This window comes from Nocardia sp. NPDC051463 (assembly GCF_040681975.1).
Lineage (GTDB): Bacteria > Actinomycetota > Actinomycetes > Mycobacteriales > Mycobacteriaceae > Nocardia.
The window spans coordinates 129,491-153,027 of the sequence record NZ_JBFBAB010000001.1; the positions used below are offsets into that span (position 1 = coordinate 129,491).

Genomic DNA, 23,537 nt, shown 5'->3' on the forward strand with positions numbered 1-23,537 from the left:
CACCAGTCTCAACCCCCAGCTACTCCGCTACGGGTGTGTTCGCCGCGCCCATGCGCCGCGTCTGGGCGAGCAGCTCGTCGAGTTGGGCTTCGGCACGTTGGGCGCGGGTCAGAGTTTGGGTGCGGGCTTCGTCTAATGCTTCGATGCGGTGGGCCGCCTCGGCGCGTGCCTTGTCGATGGCTGTCGCCGCTTCCGTGCGCACCGCAGCGAGCTCCGCGATAGCTGTGTGGCGCGCCTGCGCCAGCTCGGTGCGCGTTGCCTCGAGTTCCGTACGGACCCGGCGCCATTCCTCACGCGCTTCGTTGGCTGCCTCGACCCGTTCCACCGCGGCTTTCTCCGCTCGTTCGGTCGCGCGTTCGGCGTCTGCGGCCCGCTGGACGGCGAGGTCGCGTTCGGATTGCGCGGATGCCACCCGAGCCGCCGATTCGCGTTGGGCGTGCCCGATTTCGGTGTCGGCGCGCCGCTGTGCCTGCTGCACCTGTTCGGCGGCCTCCTGCCGGATCCGCTCGATTTCCTCGGCTGCTTCGCGGCGTACAGTACGGATTTCGGCTTCGGCGGCGCTGCGGGCTGCGAACACATCATCGGCGGCTTGTCTGGTCGTGCGTTCGACCTCGCGCAGTGCGTCGTCGCGGGTCGTATTCGCGACGACGACCAGACTTTCCGCGCGCTCTGCCGCCGCAGCGGCATCTTCCGCTGCGGCGTCGGCAATCGCCCTGGCTTCCTCAGCGTCGCGTCGGGCCTGCTCGGCGGCGACACCGGCCATCTCGGCCTCGGCGATTCGTCGGGCTGCATCAGCCTGAACGGCCTGGACCTGCGCTTCCGCGATGGAGGGGTCCGACAGCGTGGACAGTTCGGCAACGGCGGTGTTCAGAGTGGTGCCCAATTGCTCGGCCAGTCCACGGAACTGGGTGAGCAGCTCGTCGGCGCGTAAGCGGGCGACTGTCACCGGACCCTGCGGCGTCACAGTGACGGAAGTGGTTGCGGCTTCCGACTCCTGCTGTTGCCGTTGACGTTCGCGCCAGGCTCGCCATCGCGTGTGCTCCGGATGGTCACAGTATTCCGATGGTCGGCCGGGACCGCCGCCGCGAGTGATGGGTCGGGGGCAGCCGGGATAGTTGCATACGGTAGACACCACAGAATCGTAGCGTTTATTTCGTCCGATCCAACGTATTGAAACGAAACGAAATATCCGTCGCGCCAACATGTCTCATTTGGTGACACGAGATTCTGACCGCCGATAAGTGAACCTTATCGGCGGTCAGACTCCGCTAGACTTAACGATTGTCGATGTAAGAGTTCCGTTTTCGTTTGGTTGCAGCACACGAAACGAAACTGTTACGGAATCAAGAGAAAACTAGGGAGCTGATTCGTGGACGATCGAAACGCCGTTGTCGCGGTACCGGACTCGGTCCAGACCGAACTGCGCAAAGGAGTCCGCAGCGTCCTGATCGACGCTGCCGCACTCCGATTGGTGCGCGAACGCTTCGACGACAACCAAGCGGGATCGCTACGCCGATACCTCGAGGCATCGCAATCCGCGAATACCCTGCGCGCCTACCGCACCGACTGGATCGCCTGGGCCGCCTGGTGTGCGGTAGAGAATAGGCAAGCTCTGCCCGCCGACGCCTTGGATGTCGCGGTGTATTTGGCCGCCGCCGCCGACGCACGGCGTCACACCGACCCAACCACATTGCGTCACAGTGACAGCGAATCCGAGTCTCAGCACTGGGCTTTCAGTGCAGCTACCCTCGAACGCAAGGCTGCCGCCATCGCTGCTGTCCACGCTGCCAACGGACTACCCTCCCCCACCCGCTCCGACGTGGTTCGACTGACCCTGCGAGGTATTCGCCGCACCCGTCGTACCCAACCCACGCGCAAACGCCCCGTTCTGCTGCACACCCTCGAACAGTTGCTGGCAGGTCTACCCGAGCCGGGCTGGCCGACCGAACCCGCTCGCCGCCGCGACACCCTCGCGCTGCTCGTCGGATTCGCTGGTGCATTGCGGCGCAGCGAACTGGCCGCCCTGCGCATCACCGACATTCGCGTACACCTCGACCACCGCACCGGCGAACCACTCCTGCTGGTCCAACTGCCGACCACTAAAACCGACCCGACCGGCATCAGCGAACACCGCGTCGCGCTGCCCCGTGGCCAACACCCGCACACCTGCCCTGTCTGTGCCTTCGCCGACTGGATTCACCTACTCGAAGCCCACGCCGCCGACGCACTGCAATCCTGGCTCGCCGACACCCCACCGACACGACCGGACATCCACCGCTGCCACGGTTTTCGAGGCACCACCCTCGCCGACCAACCCCTGTTCCCCACCATCACCCGACACGGCGGCATCGCCGCCCGCCCCATGTCCGGGCGCGCCATCGCCGAACTCGTCAAGCGCTACGCCGCCCGCGCCGGCCTCGACCCCGCACTCTTCTCCGGCCACTCACTGCGCGCAGGCTTCGCGACGCAAGCCGCACTCGGCGGCGCGAGCGACCGCGAAATCATGCGCCAAGGCCGCTGGACCAACCCCCGCACCGTGCACGGCTACATCCGTACCGCAAACCCGTTGGAAGACAACGCCGTCACCAAACTGGGCTTGTGACAACGCACAATCGCCACTGCTTCCCGGCAAGCGCCGGCCGCACCGCACATTCTCGCCCGCAAGCGTCGGGCCTAGGGCATCAGCACCCTGACCTCCCGCAACTCAGCCTGGGCACACGAGATCCCCGGCCCCATCACCGCCGACATACTCGGTATCAACATCAGCACCGACCTGCCGGCGACCGACATCGAGACCGCTCTCGGCTTCGAGGTACACATCGACGAAACGATCCCCGAGGACCTCCGCCGACAACCTTCCCCACCGGGATAGTGGATCGAATTCACCATCCCGGCCTTGAACATCGTGGTTGGCTGTACCCCCCGGCAAGCCACAACCCCGGCGGTGTAGCGTGCGAACTCGCCCAGTGCATCCACGACGACGTCCCGGCTCGCGCCGGAAAGATCTGGCCCGCCGACCCTGAGGGCAGGGACCAGCCGTTGCTCCCCACCGATGACGGATGGCAGGGGCCGGGCGGCTCGATACCGTACGGGCAGGTCAAGGCGACGAAGGATCCCGATCCGAGCCTCGACGGCGTGGTCCGATGGTGGCTGTCCCGCAGCTACGACGGACTCATCGCCAGCCACTTCGGCGACATATGGTTCTCCCTCTGGCAATACGACGGCGACGAACAATGCATCACGTCAGGCATGCCGGTGACATGGCTCATCGGCGAAGGCCGACACGGAAAGTACCGCAAGGCAAGGCGAAGTCCGACCAGCGCAGCAGTAGCCGAGACGGCTCAGCATTCCGGTCGAATCGGTGTCGTCGTCCGGACAGCCCCGGGCCGCACCCCTCAGAACTACCAGCGACCACTCGCCGAAGGTGCTACCAGAGTGTGTGACGTAGCCCTGGAGTGCGGCCGGGTGGCGGCTGGTGACCCGATCCTTACCGGTACCCCTGATTCGGTACTTGGAAGCCGCCGATCTTCTGCTCGAGCAGTTCAGCCAACCGCAGCGGGGTGCGGTCCTCGAACATGGGACCGATGAGCTGCACTCCCACCGGCAGCCCCTCGGGGGACCGGCCCGCGGGTATGGCGGTGGCAGGCAGGCCGGGCATAGTGGCCATACCGGCCCAGACGAGCTGGTCGAAGTACGGGTACTCGATGCCGTCGATGTCGATGAGACGGTTCTCCAGACCTCCGTTGTGGTCGTGGGGGAAGGCAGGAGTGGGCGTGATGGGACACACCACGGCATCGAACTCGGCGAAGAGCCGCCGCCAGCCGTGACGGTGGAGTTCGCGACCGTTGTTCGCCTCGACCCAGTCGCGGTGACTGAGCACCATGCCGCGCAGCCGCGCCGCATCGAGACTCCGATCGTCCGCGCTCAGGGCGGCGGCGCGGGTCTGCAGCTGTTCGTACACGTCGACGGAAATGCCTGCGGCGGCGTGCGACAGCATCAGCATCATGTAGATCGTCGCCGCTTCGGTCGGATCGGGCAGCAGCCGACTGCGCCGTTCGACGCGGGCGCCCTCGTCGATGAGCGCCTCGGCGACCCGGTTCACGCCCGCCCGCACCGCCGATCCGGTCGGAATGAGCGGATGGTCCTCGACGATCAGGACACGGAAGTCCGACAGCCGCTGATGGCGCGCGGGCGGTAGTGCGAGGTCGGAGGCGACGCCGTGGGTCAGCGGGTCCGGTCCGGCCATCACGTCGAGCAGCAGCGCGAGGTCGCGGGCGGTGCGCGCCATCGGACCAACGACGGCGAGGTCGAGGTCGATCGGCAAGGCCGGCGCGGGCGGCGCGACCATGCCGCGGGTCGGCGCCAGCCCGAGCGTCGGCTTGTGCGCGTAGACACCGCAGAAATGCGCGGGGGTGCGCAGCGAACCGGCGAGGTCGGAACCGATGGACAGCGCACCGAATCCAGCCGCCAGGGCCGCCGCCGAACCGCCGGACGACCCACCCGACGTGCGGCTGTGATCCCACGGGTTGTTGGTGGTGCCGTAGATCTCGTTGAAGCTCTGGATATCTCGCAGCACCAACGGCACATTGGTCTTACCGAGCACCACCGCGCCCGCAGCCTTCAGCCGCGACACCTGTACCGCGTCCTCCGCTGGCACATAGTTCCCGTGCTGCGGCATGCCCCAGGTTGTGGGCAACCCGGCGATGTTGTAGGACTCTTTGACCGTCACCGGAATACCGAGTAGCGGCCCGCCCTCGTCCCGGGCGAGCGCCTGGTCGGCGCGGCGCGCGGCGGCCCGCGCACGGTCGAAGTCCGGCACACAGATCGCGTTGATCACCTTGTCGTCGCGCTCGATACGGGCGATCGCCTCGTCGGTCAGTTCCACCGAGGTCACTTCACCGGCACGCAAGGCGGCCGAAAGCTTCTCGGCCGACAGAAAGCTCCAGTCCATGAATCCGAATCTAGCGGTCTGCCGCAGGCGCTCGGCCCCACCTGAGTCGCCCACATCCACCCGAAGAGTCGAAACAGGCCACCTTGATTGGCAAAGTCACGCACTCGTTCGGCCGTCGAAGAGTGCCCGCCCGAGGTCACAGCGTCGGCAGCGGGCCAGGTCCATGGGCATAGAACACGACAGGACATAAAATGCCGCTTCGCACAACGGGATGGATATCTCCCTATTGATCATGTTCTGCTCCGACTTAACCGTTCGACCGACCACATGGCCATGGCGATGCCTGGCGGGGTCGGTGAGGGCCTGGATGTTCAGGAGACCTCCATCGGACACCCGCGCACTTGGCGAGAGGCTGCGCACCGACGTATGCCCGGACAGCTTCCATCAACACCGGCGCGGATGCGCCCTGCTCTGCACCATGGGGACAACCGCGAGTGCCGCAGCTGGTGCAAGGGTAGCGATGCGTTGTTCCACGCTGGTCACTGCAGAACTCCGGGTGGGTGGGGGCTGCCGCGGCGGGTCGCGGGTTTGGTGCTCGCGGGCGGGAGAGCGAGCTGTGCGTGCCACCGGGGAAGCGCTCGAAGCTCGAGTTGTCTTCGGCGATAACTGCGGATTCGCTTGCGGGGCTGAGTAATCGGGAGAGCGAACGCAAGCACGCTGTCGGGAGGCACACGGTCGCTGCGGCGTTGTCGTCGCCGCTCCCGCTGTGCGTAAGCCGTATCCGCGGCGAGGGTCGAATCGGGATCCCTACAAGCCGGCGATCGACGCGATGCTGCGTCAGGATCTCGATGCTCCGCGTACACAACGGCACACGATGAAACGGATCTTCGACCAACTCGTCGATGAGCACGCCATGACCGATGTGTCGTATCGGCGGGTGCGTGACTGTGTGGCCATGCGGCGCCGTGAGAGCCGCATCGAGGCGGGGCGCGGCCCGGCGGAGGCATTCATCCGGCAGACCCGTCGCCCCGCTGCGGAAGGCGAGGTCGATTTCGGCGAGGTCGGAGTGCGGTTGCGCGGAGAGTTGGTGACGGTGTATTTGATTTCGCTGCGGTTGTCGTTCCCAGGCAAGGCTGTGCATCGGGCGCACGCTCCGGTGAGCTCGAAGCGTTCTTCGAGGGCCATGTGCATGCTCTGGAAACTTCGGGCGGGGTCGGCAGCGTTGATCTTCGAGATACTGCCGCGGCTGGTTCGAACCGCGCGCGCTGCGACGAGGCAGGGCAACCTAGCGGTATGAACGGCTCACGAAACCGTCAGGCCGGACCAGCACTGTCCCGTAGGGCCAGCCGTCCACGACGTGCACCGGAACGTCGGCCTCCACGCCGGGATCGGCCGTGAGTACGCACCACTGCGATCCGACGAGATCCAGCGTGGACACCCCGTCGGTCACCCACATGTGCGGCAGGCGTGATCCCGGCGACCCGTCGAGGGCGAGGGCTACGTCCTCGGTGGAGGGGAGCTCCGCGCCGCCGTACCGGTAGCCCATGTGGACCACTGGCGCGTTGATCGCCCCGGCTGCCCTGCGCGCCTGCGCCATGTCCTTCCCCCAGTGCAGGGACGGATCGTTGAACCGCAGGCGCGCCTGCTCCATCGTCATGAGGGCCACCGGATGGCGCTCGGCGTGATAAGTCTCCAGCAGCTCGGGTCCGGCTTCGCCGCGCAGTACGTGCGCGAGCTTCCACGCCAGATTGTGTGCGTCGGCGATGCCGGTGTTCAACCCGAACGCGCCCAGCGGGGGGATGGCGTGCGCCGCGTCGCCCACCAGGAAGACTCGCCCGACGGAGAGCCGATCGGCCACCTGGCCGCACCCCCGGAACCTCAGCACACTGCGGATCTCCACCTCGATCGATGGGTCGCCGAGCGCGATGCCGATGATCTCGGCAGTCGGCTCCGTGTCGAGGGTGGTGAGGAACACCCACTCGCGTTCGCCGTCGACGGTCACCAACAGGCCGGTCGCGTCCGGATGCTCGATAGTGCACATTGCGAACGGCTTGCGGGGACGCAACTGCGCGTCGAACAGGATGCTCGTCGTTTCCCGACCGATCGCACCAGGGCCGGTGAGGCCGATACCGAGGATCTGCCGAACCCGGCTGCGCACACCGTCGGCCGCCACCAGATAGCGCGCCCGCACGACACGCCCGTCGGACAGGGTCGCCGTGACACCGCTGGAATCCTGTTCGCAGGAGCCGAGCGCCACGCCGAACTCCACGTCGCCAGCCTTGGTGATCAGCACGCGATCGAGACGGTTCTGTGCGCAGGTGCCGCGGATCCGGGCCGGTGTGTAGGCGAGTTCGGCCGCGCTTTTCGTCCACTCCGCGCTTTCGGTGAAGTCGGCCTCGGCGAGCGTGCGTCCTCTGATCTTCCCCGCCCGCAAGTCGACCGCGGCCTCGTTGACCGCGTGATCCAGGCCGACCTCGCGCAGGATCTCCACCGACCGCGATCCGATGCCGGTGGCCCTGGGGTGGGGCGAGAGCTCGGGCTTCTTCTCGACGACGAGGGGCTCGACGCCGTGGTGGCGCAACAGCACCGCGAGCATCAGCCCGACGGATCCGCCGCCGGCGATCAAAACATCTGTGGATACAGTGTGCCCGTTCATGGGCACACTGTATCCACTTCGGTAGACTCCTGTCCATGTCGCTTATCTGGGAGCGTGAGCCGTACCGGTCGAAAAGACAGGCCCTGAGCGTGGAGCGCATCGTGCACGCGTCCATCGCCATCGCCGACGCCGAGGGGCTAGACGCGCTGTCGATGCGCCGCGTCGCCGCCGAGCTGTCGACCGGCACGACCTCGCTCTACCGCTACGTGGACAGCCGCGACGACCTGCTCGACCTCATGGCCGACGCGGTACAGGACAACCACGTGCCGCTGACGGGAGACTGGCGCGCCGACCTCGAGACCTACGCCCACCACGAGCGCGAGCTGTGGCTACGGCATACCTGGCTCGCCCCGCTGCTGGCCAGCCGACCATCGCTGGGCCCCAACTGGCTGCGCGGCCTCGAGCACGCCCTCACCGCAGCCGCCCCGTTGACCTCCGACATCGCCGACGCGGGCTCGGCCGTCGGGCTGATCAGGGACTACGTGCGCGGCGCGGTCATGCGCGAGCTCGCCGAGAAAGAGACCCAGCGGCGCACCGGTCAGACCGAGGACCAGTGGCGCGCCGCCGTCGCCCCCTACATGCGCAAGGTCATCGAGAGCGGCGCATATCCCCGGGTTGCGCGCATGACCAAATCCGCCGACCTGAGCGCGGCCGAACAGTTCTCGTGCGGCTTGCGCCGCATCCTCACCGGGATCGCGGACGCTCAGCAGGCGACACAGTGACCACGAATGCACCGAGGCCGGTCCCGCCCGAAAAGGAACCATGGACGTAGCCGGTGCTTCACTTCCAGCAAGCGGGAGACAGGCTTATCGCCCACACATCCCCCACCTGGCGTTCGGCAGGATCGTCCGGATCTAGATCGCCGTGTCCGTATGGATCAACATCGGCGATCACGAAGATCCTCGCGCCGGCCTCGGACACCTTGTACCGCTCGATGTCCGTGGTGCTCGCGTCGTTGTCCGATTCGATGGAATGGCCCAAGCCAGTGATGACCTCGGCCAACTCGCCGAAACGCGCCCGCGGCGCGAACTCGCCATACGCGTTCAGCAGAGGCGCTGGCACGGCAGATGTCGCACCCCACCTGAGACGCTGCACCTGCAGACTGATGCCGAAGCATGGCCACGTGCCCTCGTCCTCCTGGAACGAAAGCTCCACAAGTCCGTAGTCCCGGCGCATGAGGGCCCGCGACCTGTCGTCCAGGTAGTCGGATCCCAGCGTCGCTTCCCACTCGGCAGGTTGGGTGCCGATCCCTGCGCCCAGCACTTCGCCACGCGTGGCGAAGTGCGCATAGAAATTCAGGTCGGGCATCTACATCTTCTCCACTGCCTCGATCAGAGCTTTCGCTTACCAGCCGATCCAACTGTCCTGCATCGCAAAGAAACCCGGCCACTCACTACAAACCCGCCAACCTTCGATCCACCAAAGCCGTCGGACAACTCGCCACCACACCGACGGAACGCTCCGCCGCGTGACATTTGGCGAAATCGGAGGTCTGTAGTGTTCGTCGATGCCGTGGTTCGTGCCGGGTCGTGGCGGCCGTCTGTGAGGCTGGAGTGGGATTTCCCTCGCGCCGATAGGGCTCGTCGTGAATCGCCGCCGTCTACCTCAACAGTGTTGCCGGCGGCGGTATCTCACTCGCCTCCGCCACCCCCACCGCAACCACCCCCACCGCAACCACCCCCGCCGCTGCAGCCGCCGTCCCCACCTCCACCGCAACCGCCACCGTTGATGTAACTGCCGAGTGCAGCGCCACCGCCGGCCTGAGCCGCCCGAGCCCGGCCCGCGGCCGTCCACGACGCGGCACGTTTGCGCTGACGGAGGAAACGGATACCACTGACCCCCACCAACACGACCGCAACGAAGAAAGCCGCGCCGCCCGCGACGGGATAGAACCCCACCAGCACAGCGCCCGCGAGCACAAACACCATAGCCATCAATACGTACATCAGAACCTCCCCGCCGAAGCAATGCACCCAGTTTATCGGGCGCTACCGACACAACCACGGAACAACCTGCGGCACTGGATGATCGATGCCGGTGCCGCACACTATGTCCTCCATCACGACAACCCCGCTCTGTGCACCGATGCCGATCGGCTAGACCATGCGTCGACTACTGTCAATCGGACATTCGACCGGTCGTATGCGGGGAGGTTTGGGCATCCGGCCGGTTGGGCACTGTACCGAGGGGTATCGAAATTTGGAGGTTACGCGATGGTGGGCGGACGGCCCCGACAGTTCGATGCCGATGCTGCTCTCGACCGGGCGCTGGAACTGTTCTGGCGGCAAGGATACGAAGGCACGGCGCTCTCGGATTTGACCGAGGCGATGGGTATCAACCGTCCCAGCCTCTACGCCGCGTTCGGCAACAAGGAGGATCTCTTCCGCAAAGTCCTCGACCGCTACGTCGGGGGCCCCCGCGCGTTCGCGACACACGCGTTGAATCGCCCCACCGCGGTCGAGGTCGCCGAAGCACTGATGTCCGGAACGATCGCGCTCACCACAGGCCCGAATACACCCCGCGGCTGCCTGCTCGTCAGTCACGCACACGCCTGCGGCCCCGACACCGACACGATCCGAGACGAAGTCATCGCACGGCGCACCGCCAGCACCGAGGAACTGTGTCACCGCCTCGAACGCGCCCGCGCCGAAGGCGATCTTCCGATCGAAGCGGACCCGAAAGCCCTGGCCTACTTCGTCACCGCCATCATCGACGGCATCGCCACCCAAGCCGCCAACGGCTGCAGCCACGAAGATCTCCGCCATATCTCCGAACTCGCCCTGCGCATGTGGCCGGCCCGAACCTCGGTCTGGGCCGCCGATCTCAGTCGACCGCTCTACCGAAGCCGACCCGTTCGCGCGGCCACTTCGTAAACGAACTCCACGCCATCGATCGGGTCGAGCTGCTCACCCACCCGCACGAAGCCGTACCCGCTGACCAACGCCAGAGATGGTTGGTTGTCCTGCCCGATCGATGCACGAACAACACGCACGCCCGGCGCACGCGCCGCCCGATCCAGCAACACCTCCAACGCCGCCCGCGCATACCCCCGACGCCGATACTGCGGGTCGATGGCGTACCCGACTTCGACCATGCCACGCGCATCCGGTGGACCGTGATACCCGGCGCACCCCACACAGATTCCTCGCTGCCGGTCCAGCACCACACCCGTCGTCCACGCGGCCACCGACGAGTCCGCCCGAACCTGCTCGTAGCGCAACCCCCACGCCCGCCGTAGATCCGGTTCGGTGAGATAAGCGATCATCGGCAGCCCAGAGGTCCGTGCAGCAACACCCACGTCGCCGTCGGCGAGCGCCCGCAGTGTCGGCAACCCCGGCGAAACCACCTCCACCAGAACTGCCGCTCGGGATTCTCCGACCATCACCACTCCTGTGCCGAACATCGCGTCGTCTCGTAGTGTCCCCGCGATTCGGCAGTGCGCCACAGCGCTTTTCGTGAAGTCGCCCGAGAAGTGCCGACCGGGCTGGCGAAGTTCCCGGCACCGGGCCGAAGGATCAGAGCCCGCGCCCCTTCGGCCGGTAATCTCCTCAGGATGCTCGGACAACACACGCGTGCCCGCCTGCGGCGAATCACGGCCCTCATAGCGGGTTGGACAGTCGTCACGGTAGTGGCGATCCCCGCGACGGCGCAGGAACCGGGCCAATTGCCCGCCACAAACGAATTGCGAGTGTGCACGCCGGGGGACTATCCGCCGTATTCAGTGGGCGACGGCGCGGGCGGATACATCGGGATCGACATCGAACTCATCCGAGGCTTCGCCGATGTGCTGCACCGCTCGATCCGTTTCATCCCGGTGACCTGGGCAACGCTGGCAACCGAATTCGCGCCGCAGCAGTGTGATGTCGCGGTCGGCGGAATCTCCGACCTGCCGGCACGCCGCGGGTTCTCCGACTTCTCGATCTCCTACGGCACCGATGGAAAAGCCCCGATCACGCGGCGCGCGAGCGGCGCCGATTACGCCACGATCGCGCAGATCAATCAACCCGGCGTGCGGGTAATCGCGAACCGCGGTGGTACCAACGAAGCGTTCGCGCGCAGGAACTTCCCCGACGCCCAACTAACTCTGTGGAACGACAACCTCACCCTCTTCGACGAAATCGATCAGGGTCGGGTGGATGTCTTCGTCACCGACTCGGTCGAAGGCCGATACCGCGTCCGCAACCACCCCGGTCTGCAGGTCCTGCACCCCGAGCGTCCATTCGACTCCTTCCAGAAGGTGTTCCTGCTGAAGAAGAACGACGCGGTCCTCGCCACGACCGTGAACGCGTGGCTGACAACCCAACTCGCCACCGGAGCCGTCGACCGCTCCTTCGCCCGATGGATCGGCGAGGACGCACCCACCAGCGGCAACTGAGTCACCCGCAAGATGGGCGCGCATGGTGTGTGCTGACCCAACTGAACGAAGTCCGGCGCCGAGCAGAATCCGGCGCGGTTCGAGGCGGTGGAGGAACCTCGCGACATCCGTGTCATCGTGCCTGCGTTGATCAATTGCGGAAGCCTTGCCGTTTCCGACGATCTAGAGTGTGCGCGATCGCAGATGCGGTCGCCGCGATCGTCCGGTCGCCGTCGTCGGCAAGCTCGGCGAGGACCCCCCGTGCCGCAACGCCGGGAATCTCGGCGAGCGCCTGCGTGATCCGCAAACGCGTCGGGGCATCGTCGGTGTTGTCGAGCTTGTCCTGCATGGCCAGGACGATGACGTCGGCAGCGGCCGCGACCTCCGCCAGCACTCCCAGGACCTCAGCGGCCTCGACATCGGACCGCCCCTCGACGACCATCCCGAGGAGGACAGGTATCGCATCGGCGACATGCCGGGAGCCCAGAGCCAGGGCTGCCCGGCTTCGCACCATCACGTCGCCGTCGTCGAGAGCCCTCCTCAGCAGCACCGTTGCTTCAGCGGTGGGCACTGCCGCTATCGCGACAGTCGCCCGACGCCGGACCTCGACCACCGCCGAATCCAGACCGATCGCCAGATCCGTCAACCCTTCACCGGCTGCCCGCGCCAACGACCACCGCAGTGCTCCGGCGACATTCGGGTCATGCTCCGACAGCGCTGCCGCGGCCAGCGCTTCGACGGGCAGCGACGCGCCCTCGTTCTGTGACAGCACCGCTTGTTGACGGCGGGCCCCGGACTCCGATTCGAGAGCGCGCAGCAGCGTGACGATGCCCATGACGTCCGCCCACTGCGCGGGCGCGGCCGCGTCGACGCGCTCGAGCTTCCTGAGTAGTTCCGCCTCGGCGGCGATCCGCGCTCGCGTATGCCCGATGAGCTCTCCCACCAGCTCGGACGGCGCAAAGTCGGGCTCGTCCAGCGCCCGCTTGGCTTCGTTCAGCGACAGTCCCAGGGTTCTGAGGCACTCGACATGGAAGAGGCGACGGATGTCGTCGGCGGAGTACTCGCGGTAGCCGTTGGATGTGCGGCCGGTCGGTTTCACCAGACCAAGTGCGTCGTAGTGACGCAGCATGCGGGTACTGACGCCGCAGCGCTGCGAGACCTCACCGATCAACATCCCATCGCCTTCCTTCTATGCGTCCAGACCCGTCACGGCGACGCGCGTGGCCATTTCGAGCGAGAGGGTGAACCCGCTGTCAGGGTCGCGACGGAGCCGCTGGGTGGCCTCTGCATGAGCACGAACGCGCGGATCGGGACTTGCCATGGCGACATCCAGAACGGGTGCACTGGCCGCTCCGAGAGCCGCCAGTGCACGGCTCAGGCCGAGCTGCACATGGTGATCACCCCGTCCGAGCGCGGTCGCCATATCGGCGGCGAGCTCACCCTCCTTGCCGGGCGGAACAAGCACCGCGGCGGCCCGCCACGCACTGAGCGCGACCTCGTCGTGTTCATCGTGCAGCAGTGTCGACACCGCAGGCCAGGCACTCCGGTCGCCGACCTTCGACAGGGTGTGCAGCGCCTGGCTGCGGGCCTGCGTGATGTCGGACCCGAGCTCCCCGAGCAGTCTCGGTACCGTGATCGCGGCAGGCAAACGACATAGCGCCCAGGTCAGCATGTCCCGGACGAAGAAGTCCGGTTCGACGGCACACCGGGCGACGAGGGCCTGCGCGAGACGCGGATCGCCCAGTGTGCCGGCCGAGAGCGCCGCCCGCAGTCGAGTCGACGAATCGGCACCGGCGAGAGCGTCGACGAGGCGAGCATCCGGCTCACCATGGTTGGTTGTTTTCAAGGCAACCACCTCCTTCGTCGACCACTCAAATCCTTGTCACTGTGTCAGGGTCAAGCCTTGGAGTCACAGCCACGCCGCGCCGAGCCGGTATCGAAACGGGTTGGGGCAGCTGGTTGCGCTCGTCCAGGAAAGGAAGGCGTGCGGGTCCGAGCCCGGTTGCTCGCCGCACGCGCGCCGGATTCTGCGGGCACTTCGGACGCGTTCATCGGCCTGACGTCCAACAAATACCGCCTCCGCTTCGCCGACAGCCAGGCAGCACGTGACCGACACCCTGTGCGTGAAGGTTCACGGAGTCGGGGTCCCCGTAGAAACGGCGCGGAAAACAACGGTATGGCGTATAGCCCCGTTAGAGGGCAGTTTTCACGTTCCGGGTGCGGGTCCGTGCTGTTGGTGCTTGGCTTGGCTGCCGATGATGTCGGTTGGTGTGCCGGAGGTCGAGGTTCGTGGCGACGCGGGTGTTCGCGGACGAGGAGCTGGAGCGTCTGCGGGGGTTCCCGGAGATCAGCCGCGAGGAACTGTTCCGGTATTTCACGCTGACCCCGGCGGACCTGGCGTTCGTGGATCCCGGCCGCGGCCGGGGCCCTGCGGAACGGTTGGGCCTGGCGGTGGCCCTGTGCACCCTGCCGTGGCTGGGGTTCGTGCCGGACCGGGTGGTGACTGCGCCGCCGGTGGCGGTGGCGCGGCTGGCCGAGCAGTTGAAGGTGGATGCGACCGATATCGGTTCCTATGGTCGGCGGGCGCAGACCCGTACCGAGCATCTGCGGTTGGTTGCGCAGTATCTGTCCGGCCGCACGTTCGAGCAAGCCGCCGTCATCGAATCCATCTTCGAGTAGTAGACCCGAACCTCAGCGCTCACGGGGCCCCGATCACGTGCCTATACCTGCGTGGTGATTCGGTCGATCGCCGAAGCGCAGAGTGTCACTAGCTCCTCGTCCTTCTCGAGAAAGCCGGACATGTGAAGGCCCGCACGCGCGATAAGGCGTCGCGGCTCAGCCAGCTCATTACGCAGCAGGGGCAGAAACGATTCGGCCGCCGCGCCGAGCATGCCCACACACTCGGCGATCCTGTCGCGCCCATATGTCTGTTCTTGCCACTCAGCCGCGAAAACCGGTAGCACCGGTACGGCTTCCCCGGTGATGCGGACCAGCGCCTCCCCGGCCTTGATCCTGTCCCACTTCTCGTCCGAGGCCAGCAGGGGAAGCAGGGATTCGACCAACGGCACACCGTGCTCGCCCATCTGCCCGGCCACCATCGCCGCTTGATCCGACTCCTCGGTACCGAGCCAGGACCGCACCACCGGCACGACCAGGTCGCTGTCGCCGGTGATCGACCACGCTGTCTCGGCCGCGCGCAGCGACACACTCGGGTTCGGACTCCGCATCAGCTCACCGACCATCGGCAGCGCAGCGGCCGCTGCCGGCCCGAAGTATTTCAGTGGGTACAAGGCTTTGTACACAATCGAGTCGTGCTCGGCTCGGATCGCGGCATCGAGTATCCGCTTGACATCCGGCAGCGCCTCGTACACGCCGAGGCAACCAACAGCCGTGAGGAGGTTGTCGAGCGCCGAACCACGGCCGCTACCGAGTTCCCGTGTGGTCTCGGCGACCTGCTCCAGGAGAGCAGGGACGAACTCGTGGCGGTGCGCGGTATATGCGCCCAACCTACCAACGAGCCGTCCCGTATCGTCACCGTTGTACAGTGCCGCGACCATTCCGGGAACGGCCCGCGCGTCGCCGAGCCGGGCCAAGGCGCACAACATCCTCCGATAGTGGGCCTGAATCTCCTCGTCAGGGTGACACCACGACTCCGGTCCGGCCGAGATCACCTGCTCGGCGAGGGCGTCCGCTGCCGGCGCAGCCAGATTGTAGGTGTCCGACAATACTTCCGCCGCCGCATGGCGGACCTCGCGCTCCGGTGCACGGAGCCGACCGCCGATCATCTCGATCAGATGCTCGAACGATCCGCGCCAACTTTGAATAAGCCAATCACTCAGGTGTAGCGCGTCGACGCGTCGCCCCGGATCCGGGTCACACAGACGGTGTTCGAGGAGCGCGATGCGATCGGCCGTGCGTCCGGTGAGCGCTTTGTCCAACTCGCGCAGAAGATCCCCGGTCCACTCATCGGCACGGGCCGCCTGTTTCGGAGCGAGCTCACGCAGCATCCCGAATAGGGTCGGCGTGAACGGTCGGTCGTCCGGCGGGGCGGCGGTGTAGCCGGGAAATTCACTGATCTCTTGCAGCAGGGCAACGGTTTTCGCGCCGAGGTCATCGACCCATTGCTCCGGCGCCAGCCGTGTGGCATGGACCAGCGCCGCCAGGCGCGTGCCGGGATCGTCGGCATCGACGGCAGTCCGCCCCAGCCAGTCGGCAACGGACGAGGTGTCGGCGCGCAAAGCCACGTCGGCAGTGGCACGGATCAGCGCGATGCGGCATTCGATCTCGGGCTCCGATTCCAGCTGTCCCCGCAACGATGCCAGCGCATGTTCGGTGTCGGCCGAAAACAGCGCCAGCGCCGCGGCGGCCGCCGACCGTACCTCGGCATCCCGATCCGCCAGCAGCGGCACAAAGTCCTCGGCGCGGTCCTGGATAGCCAAGTGCGCCTGCGCATATGGCGCGCGCTTCTCGGACTTGTCGGAGTCATCCGCGTCTCTCGCCGCGGCGGACTCGCCGATGGAGACGAACAGCTTTGCCACCGGCCCACGGTCCGCAATGGAAGTGTCCGTGATCAATTCGAACAGAAACGGCAAACACGCGACCGTCGAATCATAGACATCACCTTGGTGGTGCACCGCCCCCAGAAACCGATCCAGAGCAATCTCCCGCTCGCACGGATCTTCCGACGAGAAGCCCAGCAGGATCTCCGGCACATCCCCGGCCGGACCGTAGGCGTGTTGTAGTGAAGACCAATCGATATCGAGCAATCCAGCGAACATAACCCGCACTATGCTACCACCGCACCGACATCTCGATGCCGGCCGCGGGGGTGACGCGCTCATGCCGCGCTGTTGTGGAATCGCCCGTGCCCCACGGTCACTTGTGGCAACGGCACGACCGGCACCGGGCGACTCCGAACGCCTGCATGCACCAACGATTCTCGGACGCTCGGCGTCGAGCGTCGACGGTGCGGTAATGCTCACAGCGCGACCCCCAACTCCCCCATGAACCCACGGTAGTAGTTCCGCAATAGATTTCCCGCCTCAACAGTATTGAAGTATGCGGCGCCATCGGCAGGACCGGCTGGGCCGCGTGTGAAGAACCATGCGATTCCTTCGGCCCACAGCTCCCCTGGCTGCTTATAGTGCTCGATGTCCAATGAACTGGTGTCCTCTAGAAGGCGCATCACCTTCTGGGCCTGGAAAGAACAGCGACGGTGGCGTTGTCGGGAACGCCAGGGTGGTCGGGTGGTGTACTCACGGCAGCCTCGACCAAGGCATCGGCAAGCGCCTGAGCATCGTCGACGTGAGCGCCGATCAGGCCCCGATCCGGTCGCCCACTGGTTTGTGCACGCCGTCGCTGGTGATGAGGATCAGGTCCGCCCGCAGTCGGGCATGGTGTCGGCGGCGGCCATGATCCCGGCCTGAGCGGCACGGTGTCAGGCGACGACCGCGGCGGTGTCGGCGGCGCGCCGCGCTGCGGTGACAACGGCGGGATCGGAGCCGACTATAACCACGAAGCGCTTCCATGAATCGGCGGTGCTCGTCGTCGGACATCTCCATCTCAGAATCGATCATCAGGCACTCGCTTTCGGCCCGCACCCTTCACCTATAAAGAGCCTCAGAGCACCCGAAACTGCTACACCTCAGCGGAAAACAGACACCAGCCCGGCGGTCACCGAACAACCCACCGCTCAGCCAGGAGGGCGAGTTGCGGCATATCCGTTGTTTCCGCGCCGTTTCTACCGGGACCCCGAGTCACCAGATTCGCCTCCGGAGATCCGCGTATGGCTCAGCCCAGAGGCGAACCTAGCATTGGCGCTAGATTGCTAGCATGCTAGCATCACTTTCGTGGGCGACGAGGATGTGAAGCAGTTCAACGTCTACCTGCCGATCGGACTGATCAAGCAGGTCAAATATCAGTCGATCGAGTCGGGAATGTCATTGTCGGCACTGGTCGCCGACGCGCTGCGGGCATACCTCGACGACGCCCACCGGCAGTCATCGTCAGGAGAGGATTGATATGACGACCGAAGGTATCGAAGCCGTGCTCCTAGAGACCCACAATTGGGGCAAGGCGGCCAAGTTCCTGCAGGAGCTGGGATTCGAGGTGGAATTCGAGACCGACCACAACTCGGGCCAGTTCCGCAACGGTGACGGTCCCGCCGTTTTCGTTGCCGAGGTCCCTGCGACTCGGCAACCGCGCACGCAGCTGGTTCTGAAGGTCGCGGGCACCCAGAGCCGCCCCGGCGGCGAAGTCGATATCGTCACCGAGTTCGAGCAAACCCACTACGGCACCCAGGAGATGACCGTCCGCGACCCGGACGGGCGACTCTGGAGTCTGCAAGCACCGGCGGACAAGCAATGATCGCCATGCCGGACGAGCAGGTCGCCCCGGATAGCACCGCGATCCGGGTCGCGCTGTGGCGGGCGATGCACGTGCAGATCGATTCACCCCCTTACGTATTCCACGACGAAATAGGTCTGCGGCTGGCCTCACCCGAGGAAAGTTGGCGAAGTCGCCCGGACATGGACCCGCAAGCCACCAGTCAGATGCGAGCAGGCATCGTGTCCCGGGCCCGCTTCATCGAGGACCTCCTCGCTGAACAGATCGAGCATGGCGTAGATCAGTACGTGCTACTCGGTGCCGGACTGGATACCTTCGCACAACGCCGGCCCGAGCTCGCCGCACGGCTGACGGTGTTCGAGATCGACCAACCCGGCCCCCAAGCGTGGAAGCGACAACGCCTCGCCGAACTCGGATACGACATCCCGGATTGGTTGCGTCTGGTACCCGTCGATTTCGAAGTGGACTCGTGGTGTGATCGGCTGACAGCCGCCGGTTTCGACCCGCACCGCCCGGCGGTCGTGGCATCCACCGGCGTCTCCATGTACCTCACCAAGGAAACGAATATCGCAACCCTGCGCCAGATTGCGAAGCTCGCGCCCGGCACCACTCTGGCCACGACATTCATGGTGCCGCTCGAACTCGTCGGCCCCGAGGAACAACAGCTGCGCCGATATGTTGAGCAAGGTGCCCGCGCATCGGGCACTCCGTTCATCAGTTTCTTCGGTCCCGACGAGATCGTGGCGCTGGCCGAGGACGCGGGTTTCGCTGCCACCCAGCACATTTCGACCAGCGACATCGACCGTCGCTACTTCGCCGACCGCGCCGACGGTCTGCACCCCACCGAGTCGGAGCAGATTCTGGTGGCGACGTCCTAGTGTCGCAACTGTTCCGAGGTCGCGGCGCGCGGATGTAGTCCTTCGAAACCGTACCGTCCGAACAATATTCGCCACTTGCTGCCTCTCGGCAGGACCTCATCGCCGTCGCCGCGCCGGCGACCGCCGAAGCTTGTACCGCGCCCATCTCACGGGCGCGGTACAAGCACAACAGTGTGCTGTGGCCGACTGATCCAGAGTGGGACGCCGTGGCCTGCTCGGTGCTCAGCTCACCGCTTTTTCACGTGCTCGCCGATCCTTGCCTCGTCGGCGGCACCCGACGTCGTCAATGCCGAAAGCAGTCGGTCTCGAGACCATGTCGTCGTCGAGATTCGCCGCATCGCCGAACCCGAATGTCGCATACCGCGACTTCGAACTTCGCCGCGCTTGCGGACACTCGGTGGCCGGTTCGGACTGTGCGGCATGAGCGGAAGTCCACACGTCGGGATTCGAGTAGCGGCTACTCGTGTGTGCGTGGCGTCGCGGTCGTATTTTCGGGCACACCCTCGACCATCAACGCAGGAGGTGCGCGATGCCTCAGATCTACACCGTCGAGCATGGCGACACACTGTTCGGCATCGCGCTGCGGTTTTACGGCGACGGGATGAAATTCCCGATCATCGCCCAAGCGAACGGAATCGCCAATCCCGATCTGATCTTCCCGGGCCAGAATTTGCAGATACCGGACCTCGTGCCCCCACCTCCGCCTCCGCCGCCGCCGCAGCCTGCGCCCGGGCCCAAATCCGAACCGCCCCCGCGTCCGATCCTTTTCCGGCTACTGCGTCCGGCGGATCTATTGAACCTGCGATGTGAGGCGATCGGATGCCGAGTCCACACCGACGAAGGTCCGCCGGTCCCCGCGATGACCACCCACACTGTGGTATCCGGCGACACATTGTGGGACCTGGCGCAACGGTTCTACGGCGACCCGCACCTGTTCCCGTTGATCGCCGACGCCAACCGGATCCCCAACCCCAACCTGATCTTCCCGGGCCAGGCGCTGATCATCCCGTCGCGGCCGGCACCGCCTCCGCCCGCTGCGCCATTCACTCACACGGTGGTATCCGGCGACACATTGTGGGACCTCGCGCAGCGATTCTATGGTGACCCGTTCAAGTATCACCTGATCGCCGCGGCGAACGACCTCCTCGACCCGGACTCGATCTTTCCCGATCAAGTTCTCGTCATCCCCGAGCTGAACGGTCAGCCCGGTCCCACTCCCGATCACCCCCGCGGCCCGCGCCTGGTCGCGGTCATCGAAGACGCACACATCATCATCCGCTTCGGCGTGCAGAACATATACGAGGAGGCAACGTTCACCGGAACACCGGAACCGCTGGTGGCGCGGGCCCGGGCAGCCGACGACTCACGAGTGGTGTTCGAGCTGCCCAAAGGAACAGAACTGCCGTTCACCGTGTCCGGTGTGTTGAGTGCACTGACCACACTGGGACTGCGGGTACCGCCGCTGGCGATACCACCGCTGAAGGACGGGCAGCGCCGCCCACCCCAGGCCACCGTGGCGCCCACGGCACCGGCGCCCGACCAGACCGCGATCGAGGCACCCTATCGGCTCATCGTCTCACCCGATTCGACGGGCGGATTCATCCACGCGATCGACGCCGCAACGGCGCCAGGGGATTCCACTCGCGTAGAGCTGTGGCAGTCCCGACTCGGGATCCGCAAGACCGTCGACGGCACGTTCGTCGAGGTCGACGAGGACGCTGCTCGAACAGTACGCGCGGTGTGGGCGCGCGACCTCGACCCACAGGAGAGCGTGACCCCGGACTTCGGCTCACTGAAAGCGGCAGACCGCAAGGCCATCGTCCGTCAGACCGCCGACCCGACCGTCGTCGGAGGCCAGGGCGTCATCGAGCCCGAACCGCTGCATGTCGAGAAGTTGCATCTGAGCGCGCTGGGCGCGTGGGTGGACTGGCGTGTCGCCTGGCCCCGGGTCGAGGAGTACCCGGACTCTCCGCTGTCGGCGTACCGGCACCTGGCGCCGATGGGTCGCGACAGCTATGTACGGGTCGAAACACCGGTCTATCTTTATCCTTTCGGACATCGCGGCACGCTGGTAGAGATCACCGAACGCAAGATCGAGGCCGCCGAAGGCAATCGAGCCGCCCGACTGCTCAAGCGGAACTTCATCGTGTTGCGCGAGCACACTCGAACCTTCGAGTACGTGAAGCCCTTCCGATTGCCGTTCACATCGGTGTCGATCGCCCCCGTGGTGTCGCCGGATCTCGATGAGGTGGTCGACCGAACGAAGGTGTTCGTACCGATGGTTGCGAGTCAGCGCTACCGCTGGAAAGTCACCGGCATCGACTACGCCGGCCGCGAGATCGCCATGATGACACCACTGCTGGCCGTTCCACCCGCCGACTTCGGCCAGGCATTGAAGGAGTGGAACAAGATCGCCGGTGTGATCGACGTCGGCGGCGCGGAGGTCGCGTTCGGCCCATGGGAGACACCCGGAGACACTACCGCTCGCGCCCAGTACATCGACTTCACCGGCGATGCGGACCGGTTTACCAGCACCCCGTGGATGGTGCGGGCGCACATCACGATTCCGGCGCTGGCAGCGGTGAACCGGGGCGGTGGCCCGGTGGCCGTCCGATACCCATCGGCTTATGTGCAAGGCGGCTTCCAGCCTGCGGACCCCGCGAAAATCTTCCTCACCCTCGACAGCGAAAGCACACTCGACTTCGCAGGCGGCAGTGACCGCGGCGGCGGATTCATCGAGCCCAGCGTCGCGGTGAACGCGTTGTCCCGCTCACAGGGTGCGGTCGGCGACGCGGGTAAGACGCCCGGTGTAGGCATCACGACAGGCAAGTTCGATCCGGCCGCGTTCCTGGGTGGTGCGCTGCCCAAATTGTTCGGCCTTTTCGACCTCGGCGAACTCCTCCTCGCCGGACCGCTGGCGCAGGCACCGAAACTCATCGCCGAACAACTCGACCTGATCGGCTCGGTCGGCGCCGACTTCGCTGAGCTCGTCAAGGCGTTGGAGAAAGCGCGCGAAACGCTGGACGCGGACCTGACCGCCACGACGACCGCCGGGGCCGGGCAGCGGCTGCAGGAATTGCGCAACCAGGTTCAGCAGGCGCTGGACGCGCTACCGGCCAACGCGGTGCAGCCGCTGATCGATGCGCTCAACCAAGGCCCACCCGCCACCGATGGTGCCAATCCCGCGGCCGACGCGGCAGGCCGGATCCTGGCGGCCCTCGACACGGTGGAGACGCTGCGCACGAGCCCATTCATCGCGGCCTACCTTCGGGCTCTGATCGAACGACCGCACAAAGCACTGCATGCCGCGTTGCAGACCGTGCAGGACACCGCGAAACTCGTTGCCGCCCTCCAATCGCCGCTGGAGAACTCCACTATCCGCTACGACTGGACCCCGAAAATCAAGGACTGGTGGCCCCAACGACCCCCCGACCCCACCCCGGAGCAGATCGAGAAGAACGCGGTCTTCCTGCCCAAGGACCCGGCGCAGGCACTCGCGATCGCCGTCGAGATCCGTACCGGTCCGACCGGCGAGCCGCAGTCCGACGTCAGCGCCCAACTGCGTAACTTCCAGCTGCGGCTGCTGCCGGGCGAGCCATTGATGGCAATGACGTTCGGGCGCATCGGGTTCCGGGTCGCTACCGGCGGCAAGCCCGAGGTCGACGTCCAATTCGACGGCATGGAGTTCCTCGGCGCACTCGGATTCATCGAAAAACTTCGACAGCTCATTCCGTTCGACGGCTTCGCCGATCCGCCATATGTCGACATCACCGCCGAGGGCGCGACCGCGGGTTTCGACCTTGCCTTGCCCAGCGTCGCCGTCGGCGTGTTCACCATGGAGAACATCACGCTGGCCGCCGACTGCCGGGTGCCCTTCCTCGGCGAGGCTGTCACGGTCGGGTTCGGGTTCTGCAGCAAGGAGTCGCCCTTCCGGCTCACGGTGTCGGCGATCGGCGGCGGCGGTTGGGTCGGTATCCGGTTGGCGCCCAAGGGATTGGTGATGCTGGAGATGGGACTGGAGGCAGGCGCGGCGCTGAGCGTCGACCTCGGCGTGGCCTCCGGGTCGGTGTCGGTGATGATCGGGGTGTACCTGCGGTTGGAGGACAAGAAGGGCCAGCTGACCGGATACTTCCGCATCCGTGGCGAGGTGGAGGTGCTCGGCATCGCCTCCGCGTCGATCACCCTCGAGCTGTCGCTGACCTATCACTTCGACACCGGCAAGCTCATCGGCCGCGCCAGCCTGCGCATCGAAGTCGAGGTGCTGTTCTTCTCCGCGTCGGTCGAAGTCACCTGTGAGCGCAAACTTGCCGGGTCCAAAGGCGATCCCGCGCTGGCCGACATCATGCCCCCGGCCCAGGGCGGACAGGCGCTCTGGGACCAGTACTTCTCGTCATTCGCGATCGGAGTGTGACC

At 66.0% G+C, this 23,537-nt stretch carries 19 protein-coding genes and 1 pseudogene; 10 read left to right on the plus strand and 10 right to left on the minus strand.

The features are described 5' to 3' along the window. Positions 1 to 19: 19 nt before the first annotated feature. Positions 20 to 964: a hypothetical protein gene (locus AB0M74_RS00595; RefSeq protein WP_364900063.1), complete on the minus strand. Its 945-nt coding sequence runs from the start codon at positions 962 to 964 to the stop codon at positions 20 to 22. A 405-nt stretch (positions 965 to 1,369) separates the two neighbouring features. On the opposite strand from AB0M74_RS00595, the gene AB0M74_RS00600 reads away from it, so the two are divergent. Next, entirely contained in the window at positions 1,370 to 2,602 is a 1,233-nt protein-coding gene (locus AB0M74_RS00600; protein WP_364900065.1) for a site-specific integrase, read from the plus strand. Positions 2,603 to 3,487: 885 nt separating this feature from the next. Here the strand turns inward: AB0M74_RS00600 and AB0M74_RS00605 are convergent. After that, positions 3,488 to 4,951: an amidase gene (locus AB0M74_RS00605; RefSeq protein WP_364900067.1), complete on the minus strand. Its 1,464-nt coding sequence runs from the start codon at positions 4,949 to 4,951 to the stop codon at positions 3,488 to 3,490. An 814-nt stretch (positions 4,952 to 5,765) separates the two neighbouring features. Between AB0M74_RS00605 and AB0M74_RS00610 the strand changes: the two genes are divergently transcribed. Continuing rightward, a complete protein-coding gene (locus AB0M74_RS00610; RefSeq protein ID WP_364900069.1) occupies positions 5,766 to 6,188 on the plus strand; it encodes a hypothetical protein in 423 nt (140 codons plus the stop codon). Here the strand turns inward: AB0M74_RS00610 and AB0M74_RS00615 are convergent. After that, entirely contained in the window at positions 6,177 to 7,547 is a 1,371-nt protein-coding gene (locus tag AB0M74_RS00615) for an FAD-dependent monooxygenase (protein WP_364900071.1), read from the minus strand. The genes AB0M74_RS00610 and AB0M74_RS00615 overlap by 12 nt on opposite strands. Before the next feature lie 35 nt (positions 7,548 to 7,582). Here AB0M74_RS00615 and AB0M74_RS00620 point away from each other — a divergent pair, with 35 nt between their 5' ends. Beyond that, a complete protein-coding gene (locus AB0M74_RS00620; protein ID WP_364900073.1) occupies positions 7,583 to 8,269 on the plus strand; it encodes a TetR/AcrR family transcriptional regulator in 687 nt (228 codons plus the stop codon). Between the two features lie 58 nt (positions 8,270 to 8,327). Here the strand turns inward: AB0M74_RS00620 and AB0M74_RS00625 are convergent, their stop codons facing one another. Together AB0M74_RS00625 and AB0M74_RS00630 are read right to left on the minus strand one after the other, a co-directional pair. Continuing rightward, positions 8,328 to 8,855, minus strand: a complete 528-nt coding sequence (locus AB0M74_RS00625; RefSeq protein WP_364900075.1) for a hypothetical protein — start codon at positions 8,853 to 8,855, stop codon at positions 8,328 to 8,330. 323 nt (positions 8,856 to 9,178) lie between these two features. Beyond that, positions 9,179 to 9,493 carry a hypothetical protein gene (locus AB0M74_RS00630; protein WP_364900077.1) on the minus strand — a complete coding sequence of 105 codons (315 nt, stop codon included), beginning with the start codon at positions 9,491 to 9,493 and terminating at the stop codon, positions 9,179 to 9,181. 267 nt (positions 9,494 to 9,760) lie between these two features. Between AB0M74_RS00630 and AB0M74_RS00635 the strand changes: the two genes are divergently transcribed. Continuing rightward, the gene (locus AB0M74_RS00635) at positions 9,761 to 10,420 is read left to right on the plus strand and encodes a TetR/AcrR family transcriptional regulator (RefSeq protein WP_364900079.1); all 660 of its coding nucleotides are present in this window, start codon (positions 9,761 to 9,763) and stop codon (positions 10,418 to 10,420) included. Here the strand turns inward: AB0M74_RS00635 and AB0M74_RS00640 are convergent. Next, complete coding sequence (locus AB0M74_RS00640) at positions 10,384 to 10,929, minus strand: GNAT family N-acetyltransferase (RefSeq protein WP_364900081.1); 546 nt, start codon at positions 10,927 to 10,929, stop codon at positions 10,384 to 10,386. The two genes, AB0M74_RS00635 and AB0M74_RS00640, sit on opposite strands and share 37 nt — an antisense overlap. A gap of 171 nt (positions 10,930 to 11,100) precedes the next feature. On the opposite strand from AB0M74_RS00640, the gene AB0M74_RS00645 reads away from it, so the two are divergent. Then, positions 11,101 to 11,922, plus strand: coding sequence for a transporter substrate-binding domain-containing protein (locus AB0M74_RS00645; RefSeq protein ID WP_364900083.1), 822 nt, complete (start codon positions 11,101 to 11,103; stop codon positions 11,920 to 11,922). Between the two features lie 130 nt (positions 11,923 to 12,052). Here the strand turns inward: AB0M74_RS00645 and AB0M74_RS00650 are convergent, their stop codons facing one another. Beyond that, on the minus strand, positions 12,053 to 13,075 hold the full coding sequence (locus AB0M74_RS00650; RefSeq protein ID WP_364900085.1) for a MerR family transcriptional regulator: 1,023 nt from the start codon (positions 13,073 to 13,075) through the stop codon (positions 12,053 to 12,055). Positions 13,076 to 13,090: 15 nt separating this feature from the next. Continuing rightward, entirely contained in the window at positions 13,091 to 13,756 is a 666-nt protein-coding gene (locus tag AB0M74_RS00655; RefSeq protein WP_364900087.1) for a HEAT repeat domain-containing protein, read from the minus strand. Positions 13,757 to 14,190: 434 nt separating this feature from the next. Here AB0M74_RS00655 and AB0M74_RS00660 point away from each other — a divergent pair. Further along, positions 14,191 to 14,565: pseudogene (locus tag AB0M74_RS00660) on the plus strand (DUF4158 domain-containing protein); the annotation flags it as partial. Positions 14,566 to 14,621: 56 nt separating this feature from the next. On the opposite strand, the gene AB0M74_RS00665 reads toward AB0M74_RS00660, so the two are convergent. Beyond that, the gene (locus tag AB0M74_RS00665) at positions 14,622 to 16,679 is read right to left on the minus strand and encodes a hypothetical protein (RefSeq protein ID WP_364900089.1); all 2,058 of its coding nucleotides are present in this window, start codon (positions 16,677 to 16,679) and stop codon (positions 14,622 to 14,624) included. A 200-nt stretch (positions 16,680 to 16,879) separates the two neighbouring features. Next, positions 16,880 to 17,086 carry a hypothetical protein gene (locus tag AB0M74_RS00670; protein ID WP_364900091.1) on the minus strand — a complete coding sequence of 69 codons (207 nt, stop codon included), beginning with the start codon at positions 17,084 to 17,086 and terminating at the stop codon, positions 16,880 to 16,882. A gap of 664 nt (positions 17,087 to 17,750) precedes the next feature. Here AB0M74_RS00670 and AB0M74_RS00675 point away from each other — a divergent pair. From AB0M74_RS00675 to AB0M74_RS00690, 4 genes are all read left to right on the plus strand, one after another. Further along, entirely contained in the window at positions 17,751 to 17,921 is a 171-nt protein-coding gene (locus tag AB0M74_RS00675; RefSeq protein ID WP_364900093.1) for a CopG family transcriptional regulator, read from the plus strand. Position 17,922: 1 nt separating this feature from the next. Beyond that, positions 17,923 to 18,267: a VOC family protein gene (locus tag AB0M74_RS00680; protein ID WP_364900095.1), complete on the plus strand. Its 345-nt coding sequence runs from the start codon at positions 17,923 to 17,925 to the stop codon at positions 18,265 to 18,267. Further along, positions 18,264 to 19,124 (plus strand): class I SAM-dependent methyltransferase, encoded by an 861-nt coding sequence (locus tag AB0M74_RS00685; RefSeq protein WP_364900097.1) that lies wholly within the window; start codon positions 18,264 to 18,266, stop codon positions 19,122 to 19,124. Before AB0M74_RS00680 ends, AB0M74_RS00685 begins: the two co-directional genes overlap by 4 nt. Positions 19,125 to 19,653: 529 nt before the next feature. Continuing rightward, on the plus strand, positions 19,654 to 23,535 hold the full coding sequence (locus tag AB0M74_RS00690; protein ID WP_364900099.1) for a LysM peptidoglycan-binding domain-containing protein: 3,882 nt from the start codon (positions 19,654 to 19,656) through the stop codon (positions 23,533 to 23,535). The last annotated feature ends 2 nt before the right edge of the window (positions 23,536 to 23,537 follow it).